This is a genomic window from Bradyrhizobium sp. SUTN9-2, assembly GCF_003122645.1.
GTDB classification, from domain to species: domain Bacteria; phylum Pseudomonadota; class Alphaproteobacteria; order Rhizobiales; family Xanthobacteraceae; genus Bradyrhizobium; species Bradyrhizobium yuanmingense.
This window is the reverse complement of record NZ_LAXE01000001.1, coordinates 2,773,544-2,783,260: the sequence shown is the minus strand read 5'-3', so window position 1 is coordinate 2,783,260 and position 9,717 is coordinate 2,773,544. Positions and strand designations below refer to the sequence as shown.

The window sequence follows — 9,717 nt, the reverse complement described above, 5'->3', positions numbered from 1 at the left end:
TCTGCCGAGCTTATTCCTGCCTCATGCCCGGCGCGCAGCCGGCAACACTGCGTTCGCGGACGGAACCGCTTCGCTGCAGCCGGCACATTTGGCATCCGCCGATGCCATCGGGCCCTGAGCGCTTCGCGAACGCCCAGGATCGCTCGCAGCCTAGTCGGGCGCAACACTCGCGTCTGTGCGCTTTCGAACATTCATGCCCCTTCAGGTATGCCCGTTCTGTGCATCATCGGGCGAGAGCCGGACAGAGATAGCTCATCAGCCAGGACGGCCGACCTCAGCCCGCAGTCCCTGAACAGGGGCCGGGTCATGGAGCATGGCCAAATATCGCAGCACGATGAGCGACGAATTTGGCGGTCCGCATCGAACCAGTATCGAGTTTCGGCAGTTGACTCCCGGTGAATCCGAACAAGCAAACTGATTGTTCGGGCCGAGGATAATATTAAAAGCTACGCCGGCACACATGAAGGACCTCCGAGGACGTTTGGAAAAGGTCCGCGCTGACGCGAGAGAATTTACGCTGATGAGTCAGCGGGCGACGGACATAGAGAAGCGCGAGCTGTTCAAGCGCTTGGCGGATGAGCTCGCCTTCGAGGCTCTCGAGCTCGAGCTGATCGTGAAGAAAAATCAGCCACCTGATCCGTGCGACAAGCACGAGGTCGTGGAATTTACGTTACCCTCTCAGCGAAAGCGCGGCTGACGCGAAAGAGGTTAAGCCGGCTAGTTCGTGCGTGCATAACGGATCTTTGCGCATGAGTCCGCCCAGCGATCGCTGCGCCGCATCGAACTGCCCATTGCGCTTCGGGGGCCCAGATCCGGAACCTTCTGCTTCTGGTTCTGCAGCAAGCGGTATCTTACTGCGACGGACAGAACACACCGTCCGTTCTGCCCGCTCCAATTTCCTAATCTACGACAAGCACGTGACCGACTTGTCCCATCGGATCTGCGCGCTGTATCGAATGGGTGAAGATATAGAAACTAGGGAAACACCGAATAGCAAACCGGCCGTGTCCACTCCAACAAAAACGTCGCACCAGACGCGCTTTGCTCTATCGAAGAATTTAAAAAAGCCCCTGCGGGCTTAAAGGTGGTGGGCGCACCAGGGCTCGAACCTGGGACCCGCTGATTAAGAGACACGCCGCTGGCCTTGATTTCTCAAGAGAATTTTTCCAACTGAACCAATATCCGATCATTGGAGATCAATGGCTTACAGTGAAACATCCAACTGCAAAGGCGCATGGACGCCAGAGCGCCTCCTTGCCAAAGATGGACTGGCGGCGCTTCTGAATGGACGAAGCGACCCGGCACAAGGCTGGTCATAATGGCATTGGACCGGACTGGCTGCGGCTGAGCCAGCGCTGGGTCGGGAACGGCTGCAATTGCCAGCGTCGAGCTGCCGCGCCCCACACGCCGTTGGGCATGAACAGCATGATCAGGATGGCGAGCGTACCAGCACGAGCAGATAGAGACTGCCAAACTGGGCGAGATAGGTGACGAGTCCCCATAGCAGGAGCACGCCGACCATCGGACCTTCGATGGTGCGCACCCCGCCGATCACGACGATGAAGATGACATAGGCGGTCCAGTCGGTGACGCTGAAGGCCGCATCAGGCGAAATGCGAGCCTTCTGCAATTAAACCACGGCCCCGACCATGCCGGTGGCGAACGCGACTGCGATCCAAAGCACGTGGCGAGTCCGCGCGGTGCGGACGCCGACGCTGCGTTGTCACGGCTTGCGGCCAGCGCAAGACCGTGGTGCGAGCGCATGAAGGCGTAGATGCCGAGCGTGACCAGCACGGCGAACAGCAGTGCCAGCCAGTAAACCAGCACGTCACGCGCGGCCGCCGGGCGCAGGCCAAGCAGCGCCTGCACCGCCTTCAGCCCGACCATCTGCGACAGTTCGCCCGGCGAGATCGACATCCCGGTGCCACCACCGAGCGACTTGAACTGGGCGCAGATCAGCCGCAGCGCTTCGGCCGCGACCCAGCTGCCAATCGCGAAATATGGCCCCTCCAACCGGAACAGCAGCGGCCCGAGCACCGCCGCGACCAGCGCCGCGAACAGTCCGGCCAGCGGGATCGCCGCAACCGGATCGAGCCCGGCCATCACGATGCCGGCAAACAGCGCATAGGCGCCGAGCCCGACAAACGCCTGCTGCCCGACGGATACCAGCCCGCCCCACCCGGCCAGCACGTTCCAGAGCTGTGCCAAGGTCAGCATGGTGAAGACGAAGATCAGATCCTGGATCAGGTTGCGCGAGGCGATCGCGGGCAGCGCGGCCAGCGCGACGATCAGCGCGATGCCGGCCACGGCCGCGACGCGCGACAGCCGTGTACCGACCCGAACCTGCCACACCGGCGCGTCCGCCGCGCGCTGCTCGCGGCTTGCCGGGATATGGATGCTTTCGACGCTCATGTCCGCCTAGCCGGGAACAGCCCGCGCGGCCGCACCATCAGCACGGCGAGGAAAGCGAGATGGCCGGCCAGGATCTGCCATTCCGGATTGATCCGCCCTCCGATCGCCTGCGCCAGCCCGAGCACGATGCCGCCCGCCAGCGTCCCCCACAGGCTGCCGAGCCCGCCGATGATCACCGCCTCGAATGCGTAGAGCAGCCGCGCCGGTCTTCAAGAGAATTTTTCCAACTGGGCCAAAATTCCACCATTAGAGATCAATGACTTACAGCGAAATGTCTAACCGCGGAGGGCACCTGACGGTTTGGGGACACGCGACAAGAGATTGTCGGGGAATCCCCTCTAGCGATTTAAATAGGTTGGCAGTCGTTTCCAAATGAGACCAGCTCTCGCCGGAGCAACAGTCTCGGGCAAGGCGCGCGAAAGGAGTATTTGGGAGCGGACACCACGGTCACCCCTCGCTTGCGGGCAGCAGTCAATAGGAAGGGTCGGCTACCTAAAAAGCAGCACCTTCCTGGCACTGCCGACAACCGCGGCATTTCAGCATTGGCTTCTTCGGAAGCAGCACCGAACGGCAGGCAATGCCGTGCAAGCGCGCAAAGATGGTTCAGTGCCAATCGGGAGCTGAGACATGTCCCAGTCAGTACACGTCCGACCTTTTCGTGACCTCCTCGACAGCGGGGGCGTCGTTGAGGACCCGGAACGGATCGCCACCTACACAATGGATCAACGTCAGCTTTTCACGGGTTCGACGTTTGCCGTGCTGAAGCCGGCGACGACACAGCAAGTCGCCGATATCGTACGGCTGGCGGCGCACTACGGGATCGGAATCGTTCCGCAAGGCGGCAACACCAGCTATTGCGGCGGCGCTACGCCGGACGCGTCCGGACGCCAGGTTATCGTGAGCCTCGAGCGGATGGACAGGATCCGCGAAATCGATCCCGTCTCGATGAGCATCTCTGTGGATGCGGGCGCCATCCTGAAGAACGTACAGGACGCCGCGGCGGCTGCGGGCCTTCTATTGTCGCTCAGCCTCGGCGCGGAAGCCAGTTGCCGGATCGGCGGCAATATCGGCACGAACGCCGGCGGGCTGTCGGTCGTGAGGTACGGGATGACGCGCGATCTGCTGCTCGGAATCGAGGCGGTGCTGGCGGACGGCACGGTGGTCTCCGACATGCGCAAGCTGCGGAAGAACAATACCGGCTACGACGTCAAGCAGTGCTTCGTCGGAAGCGAGGGGACTCTCGGCATCGTCACGGGCGCAGTGTTGCGTCTCGCGCCCTTGCCGACCCGCCGCGCGACTGCCTGGCTGAAGCTCGCGAAGGACGCTCCAATCGCCGAGCTTCTCACGCTGGTCCGCCGCGAATCGGCGGATCTTCTGACCACGTTCGAATTCATGACATCCCGATCGATTACGCTCGCGACCGAAGCAATAACTGACCCGCCCTCCCTCGGCGCGGGCCCCGGAGGCGCCGTTCTCGTCGAGTTCGCCTCTTCCTCACGCCATCTCGATCTCGACGAACTGACGGAAGCCGTTCTGGCCGAGGCGATCGAGTCCGGCTGCGTCGATGACGCATTGCTGGCGCAGAGCGGATCGCAGCGAACCGCGATGTGGCGGCTCCGGGAGACCATCCCCGAAGGCGAGAAGCGCCGGAACGGATCGGTGAAGCACGACATCTCGGTACCGCTTTCCTCCATTCAGCGCTTTCTGGACCTGGCAGGCTCGCAGGTACGATCGTATGACGCCGACCTTGAACTGTCCGTCTACGGCCATGTCGGCGACGGCAATCTGCACTACAACGTGCTCGTTCCTCGCGATGTCGACCGGCTGGAGTTCACCAAGCGGATCGAAAGCAGCCTTTCGTTGCAACTCTACGACACGGCCGCCGCGCTCGGCGGCACGTTCAGCGCGGAGCATGGCGTCGGTCGCTTCAAGAAGCACCTTCTAGACCGGTACAGCGATCCTGGGCGTATCGCGGCCATGCGCCGGATCAAGACCGCCTTTGATCCGGCGGACATCATGAACGCCGGTGCGATCGTTTGCCCAATGAGAGAAGTCGGCCCATTGATACATCGGCTTGCGAGCTGTCGGTGCTCTCATCTGGACTTAAACGGCGCACCTTCGGCCGAGTCACCTCAATGAGCCAAATCGTCTTGTCCATAAAGAAAGAGCCACTCCGAAGGAGTGGCTCAAGTTGGGGAGGAAACGCTCCTTAGGGACTGCAGGGCCTGACTTCGGGCCCGGATCGTCAGATCGCGGAGATATCCAACTTCGAGCCGTCGGTCAGACGCGACAGCCGAAACGGTGCGGGATCGACGCAAGGCGTGTCGTTGACGACAAGCTCTGCGGCCAGATAGCCGAGCCCCGGGCCCAAGCCGAAGCCGTGACCCGAGCAGCCCGCCGCAAGGACCAGGCCTTTCACCCCGTCCACCTGCGACACCACAGGCACTGCGTCCGGCGTGCAATCGACGAAGCCGCCCCACGCGCTATCGATCTTTACTTCGCCGAGTTGGGGGAAGGTTTTCCGGACGCTCTCCACCACTTGGCTTACCAGCCATTTCAGTGGCGGAGGGTCCAGCACGCGATTCTGTTCGAAGATCCTATCATCGTTGGTCAGCAGCGCCGGCAACGAATCCGGCCCCGAAACGAACGATTGGCCGATGCCGAGCCTGACGTTCTTCAGGCGACGCAAGAACTGCGGCATGAACTCCCGGCTATACCGGACAGCCTGGGGCGTGATTTCGAGGTTCGCTTTGCCGCTGATCGCTAGCGTATAGCTGCCATCCAGTCGGCGCGTGATCGTGCAGTAGGGCGTGGAGACCGCCTCGCCTATGTTGATTGTCGGGGTGGAACGTAGCGCGGTCTGCCGGATGCTCGCTTGGGGGAAGCTGATCCCGAGCGGCCGAAGGAAGCGCGAGGACCAGGCGCCGGCGGCGCAAAGCACCGCGCTGGTTTTGATATAGCCCTTCTCCGTGTGCACGCCCGCGATCTTGCCATTGGCCAAGTCGAGCGCCCGCGCGGCGCATCCCTGGTGGATCGTGGCGCCCAGAGTTCTGGCCCCTTCGGCGATAGCCGGCGCGGCGAGCGCAGGTTCGGCCTTGCCATCCCGCTCCGAATAGGTGCCGCCGACCCATTTGTCGCGCGCTTCGGGGACGCGCTCGGCCACCTCCGCCCGACTCAGCACGCGGGTGTCGACGTCGTACTCCCTGGCGACCTCGCGCCACTTTTCCCAGCCCGCGAGCACAGCCTCGTCATGGGTCGCATAGACGAGACCGCAGCGACGAAATCCAAGGTCCCGATTGATATCGCGCGTGAGTTCGTCCCACAGCCGCATGGAGAGCACCGAGAGCGGCAGTTCGCGCCGGTCGCGATTCTGCTGGCGGCACCAACCCCAGTTTCGGCTCGATTGTTCACAGGCAACGTGGCCCTTCTCGAGCAGCGCCACGGAGAGGCCGCGCTTCGCCATGTAATAGGCGGCCGTAGAGCCGAGGATGCCGCCGCCGACGACGACGACGTCGGCCTCGGCCGGAAGACGCTCATCGCTGTGAATGCGCTCGACGTGGGGCGACATGTTCCAACGAACCTCGGCTGCCAAGAATGCGGAAGCAAAGTTCCGATCAGCCCTTCATCGCATCGTGCGGTCGATAGAATGTGCTGAAATCATCTAGAACTTCGCAAGATGTTCGGGTTTTTAACCACTTGAGTGATACGAGCTGCTCAAGCGACCGGGTCCCAGTTCGGCGCAGAAGCGTTCATCGGTAAAATCCGAGGACGGCCTTGGTCTCCAGATACTCCTCCATGCCCTCGCGGCCGTATTCGCGACCGTTGCCGGAACGCTTGTAGCCGCCAAAGGGAGCATTGGGGTCCCAATCAGGATGATTGAGATGCACTTGACCCGACTGGATCTGACGGGCAACCTTCCGCACAGTCTCCATGTCAGTGCCTTGTACATGGGCGCCGAGGCCGTAGACTGTGTCGTTGGCGATCGCGATCGCATCGTCCACGGTATCGTAGGGAATGATCGCCAGTACCGGGCCGAAGATCTCCTCCTGCGCGATCCTCATGTCGCGATGGACGTTCGAGAAGATGGTGGGCCGCGCATAGAAGCCAATCTTCAGGTCGCTGGGTCGCCCGGGCCCGCCGATGACGAGCTTGGCTCCTTCCTCGAGGCCGACTCCGATCATTGTCTGCACGCGCTCGAACTGCGGCCGGTTGGCGATCGGGCCATGGGTCGTGCTTTCCGCAAGGGGATCGCCGACCACCAGCTCTGAAGCGGCCGCTGCCGCCAAGGTCTCGACCTCCTTCATGTGTGAGCGAGGCACGAGCATGCGCGTCGGCGCGCTGCAGGATTGGCCAAGATTGCGGAAAGCGGCCCCGACGCCAAGCGGAACGGCGCGCCTGAGATCGGCATCCGGCAAGAAGATGTTTGGTGACTTGCCGCCGAGCTCCTGGGCAACGCGCTTGACGGTGGGTGCAGCCGCTTGCGCGACGAGAACGCCGGCCCGGGTCGAGCCGGTGATCGAGATCATGTCCACCTGCGGATGCGACGCCAGACGAGCGCCGACGATCGGGCCTGTTCCATTGACGAGGTTGAAGACGCCGGGCGGACAAGCGGCATCGTCCATCACCTCAGCGAAAAGCAAAGCACTCAGCGGCGACAATTCGCTCGGCTTCAACACCACCGTGCAACCAGCCGCGAGCGCCGGGCCGACCTTGGCTGTGATCTGGTAGAGAGGCCAGTTCCAGGGGGTAATGAGACCGCAGACCCCAATCGCCTCTCGCATGATCGCGGTGCTGTCGCGTGGGGTGACGAACGGATAGTTCGCAAGGTTGTCGCGTGCGACACGGATGTGCTCGGCGGCCAGCGGCACCTGGGCTCGGCGCGCATAGGTGATGGCAGCTCCCATCTCGAACGTGAGGACCTGCGCGAACAACTCCAGCCGCTGGAGAAGCAAACCATGAACCCGATCAAGCAGCGCCGCTCTTTCAGCAGGCGGTGTCGTGGACCAGCCGGCGAAGGCTCGTCTGGCAGCTGCTATGGCGCAGTCCACATCATCGTCGTCGCCAAGCGTAACCTCGGCGATCGACTGCTCCGTCGCCGGATTGACGACGGATGCTGCGGCCGCGACTGATCCGATCGGCTTCCGCCATTCTCCGTCGATGTAGAATTTTCCGAGCAAGCCGGCTTCCGTCAGGTGTCGAAGGGGCGAGGTCATTGGAAGCGATCCTTTCGACGGCCTACCAGCCGCGCATCCGGGGCCATCGCGCTTCGATCGCCTCGCTGTCCGCGGAAACGACGTTGTACAATTCGTGTTGCGACGCCGTCGCACAGGCGTGATTGGGCAGGATGCGGACCTTCGTGCCGATCGGAAGATCGGGCAAAGCGTGCGCCGACCCGGGTCTGACGGCGAGGATCCCGTGCTCCTGGCTCGCTTGGGAAACAATCAGGTCGGGAAAGACTTTGCCCGCCACGTCGCAGACCAGACCGTATCCCTGGTCGGCCGGCTGTGCCGCGGTGCCGCGGTCGCGCGACAGGCCATCCAGCCCGCATCGACCAAAATCCAGCCCTTCTCGGGCTTCTTCCCGATCACAGTGGCGAGCACCGAGATTGCGATGTCGTCGGTCGTACAGACACCGACGCCGTGCATGACCAGATCGAAGAACATGTAGACGCCGGCCCGCATTTCCGTGACGCCGGTCAGGTCGTCGGCGAAATGCGCGGTAGGCGTCGAACCGACACTGACGACACGACATTCATGGCCGGCCGCGCGCAATGTCATCGCGGCGGCGACGGCCACGGCGCGCTCGCTCTCCGCAGCCGCGACAAGGGCCGCAGGCGTACTGAGGCCGTAGGATTCGCCGGCATGGGTGAGAACGCCGGCGATCTTGACGCCGGCCTCGGCCATGGCGGCCGCAACGACCACGAGTTTCGGATCGGTCGCGGTCAGCCCACCGCGATGACCGTCGCAGTCGATCTCGACAAGGGCGGACGGTGTCACACCGGCTGCGCGCCCGGCCGCGCCAAGCATGGCAGCCTGCTCAGGCGAGTCCAACAGCACCTTGATGTCGATGCCTGCTTTCTGCAAGCGCATCGCTCTGTCGGAGGTGTGCGGCGCCAGACCTACCGCATAGGTCATGTCCCGGAAACCGTGCTGTGCGAAATACTCCGCCTCCGCCAGGGTGGAGACAGTAATTGGCCCGGGCACGGACCGATAGACGCGCCGGGCGACGTCAATGGATTTTCCGGTTTTCATGTGGGGCCGCAGCACCACACCGCGCGCGGCCATGCGCGAGGATAGACGGGCAAGATTGCGATCCAGCCGGTCCCTGTCGAGCAGGAGGGCGGGAGTTGCCAATGCGGCCAGCGTCGCGGCGGCCTCGCCACTCTGGATATCTGTCCCGCGCATCGCCTGGCCTAGCACTTCGATGTCTCCTAGCCGAACGACTGGTTGGCAATTGCGAAGCTGCGCGCCGGACCGGTCGATTGCGCCGGCATCCCCAGGGTCATGGTGGTGGCGTCGCTGACTTGCTGCAGGCCGATGCTTTCGAGCCACGGCCCGAGTTGCGATGCCGCAGACGTATCGATGCGGACGAAGCGCCCACCAAGGCGTGAGAGCGCTGCCTCGATCAGCGCACGTGCATCGGTCGGGCTTTCGGCCGCAACTGGGCCAATGACATGCCCGCGACCGAAAAGCCGGGAGATGGCGTAACCGCGGGCTATGCCGTCACGGTGCAGGACATAGCCATCGGCGTTTTGGACGAGCCGATCCAGCATCCGTTGCCTTTCCCAACCGGTGGCCTCGCGATCGAGCCGCACGACTGCATCGAAATCCGATGCAGCCATTGCCCTGACGAGGTCCGAGCGCGGCGACCCGCCGGTTTCGCATGGAATTCCCTGATGCTGCTGGATGACCCCGATCGGCACGAAGCCCCGGCGTCGGTAAAGGGCGATGCCTTCGGCTGTCGAATTCAGCGCGACCGTTCGTGGGCGCGCGGACGTCAGCAACGCGTCCATGAGTCGCGCCCCGTAGCCGCGGCCCTGAACAGCCTTCGCGACGATGATCATCCCGGCGGAAGCATGCGTGTCGCCATATGGCCACCAAGCCGCCGTCCCGATCACCGCTCCGGCGCGCTCTAGGACGAAGCCACGGCCCAACTGCAGCGCGACATCCCAATCCTCGATCCGGTAGGGCCAGGACATCTCTTGCGAGAGTCTTAGCGCGCCCTCCAGATGCGATCTGGCGAATGGAAGCAGGACCACATCTTCATGGACGCGATCTTCGGCCGCTGCGGTCGTCATGATGGGGC

General features: G+C 63.2%; 5 protein-coding genes and 3 pseudogenes. 2 read left to right on the top strand and 6 right to left on the bottom strand.

Translation table 11 applies throughout. From position 1 onward, the window contains the following. The first annotated feature begins 460 nt into the window (after positions 1–460). Positions 461–697 (top strand): hypothetical protein, encoded by a 237-nt coding sequence (locus XF30_RS12620; protein ID WP_109142896.1) that lies wholly within the window; start codon positions 461–463, stop codon positions 695–697. A 616-nt stretch (positions 698–1,313) separates the two neighbouring features. Here XF30_RS12620 and XF30_RS12615 read toward each other — a convergent pair. Both XF30_RS12615 and XF30_RS12610 read right to left on the bottom strand, forming a co-directional pair. Next, positions 1,314–2,412: pseudogene (locus tag XF30_RS12615) on the bottom strand (branched-chain amino acid ABC transporter permease). Beyond that, positions 2,409–2,618: pseudogene (locus XF30_RS12610) on the bottom strand (branched-chain amino acid ABC transporter permease); the annotation flags it as partial. The pseudogenes XF30_RS12615 and XF30_RS12610, both read right to left, overlap by 4 nt. Positions 2,619–3,039: 421 nt before the next feature. On the opposite strand from XF30_RS12610, the gene XF30_RS12605 reads away from it, so the two are divergent. Further along, a complete protein-coding gene (locus XF30_RS12605) occupies positions 3,040–4,551 on the top strand; it encodes an FAD-binding oxidoreductase (RefSeq protein ID WP_244608940.1) in 1,512 nt (503 codons plus the stop codon). 106 nt (positions 4,552–4,657) lie between these two features. Here the strand turns inward: XF30_RS12605 and XF30_RS12600 are convergent, their stop codons facing one another. From XF30_RS12600 to XF30_RS12585, 4 genes and pseudogenes are all read right to left on the bottom strand, one after another. Next, positions 4,658–5,980, bottom strand: coding sequence for an NAD(P)/FAD-dependent oxidoreductase (locus tag XF30_RS12600; RefSeq protein ID WP_109142895.1), 1,323 nt, complete (start codon positions 5,978–5,980; stop codon positions 4,658–4,660). Between the two features lie 181 nt (positions 5,981–6,161). Continuing rightward, positions 6,162–7,625, bottom strand: coding sequence for an aldehyde dehydrogenase family protein (locus XF30_RS12595; RefSeq protein WP_109142894.1), 1,464 nt, complete (start codon positions 7,623–7,625; stop codon positions 6,162–6,164). A 22-nt stretch (positions 7,626–7,647) separates the two neighbouring features. Continuing rightward, positions 7,648–8,816 (bottom strand): annotated as a pseudogene (locus XF30_RS12590) (alanine racemase). Between the two features lie 26 nt (positions 8,817–8,842). Then, positions 8,843–9,709 carry a GNAT family N-acetyltransferase gene (locus XF30_RS12585; protein ID WP_109142893.1) on the bottom strand — a complete coding sequence of 289 codons (867 nt, stop codon included), beginning with the start codon at positions 9,707–9,709 and terminating at the stop codon, positions 8,843–8,845. Between the last annotated feature and the right edge of the window lie 8 nt (positions 9,710–9,717).

Coding starts and splice junctions, on each gene's coding strand:
- XF30_RS12585 (WP_109142893.1), bottom strand. CDS start 9,709: ATGACGACCGCAGCGGCCGAAGATCGCGTCCATGAAGATGTGGTCCTG.
- XF30_RS12620 (WP_109142896.1), top strand. CDS start 461: ATGAAGGACCTCCGAGGACGTTTGGAAAAGGTCCGCGCTGACGCGAGA.
- XF30_RS12605 (WP_244608940.1), top strand. CDS start 3,040: ATGTCCCAGTCAGTACACGTCCGACCTTTTCGTGACCTCCTCGACAGC.
- XF30_RS12595 (WP_109142894.1), bottom strand. CDS start 7,625: ATGACCTCGCCCCTTCGACACCTGACGGAAGCCGGCTTGCTCGGAAAA.
- XF30_RS12600 (WP_109142895.1), bottom strand. CDS start 5,980: ATGTCGCCCCACGTCGAGCGCATTCACAGCGATGAGCGTCTTCCGGCC.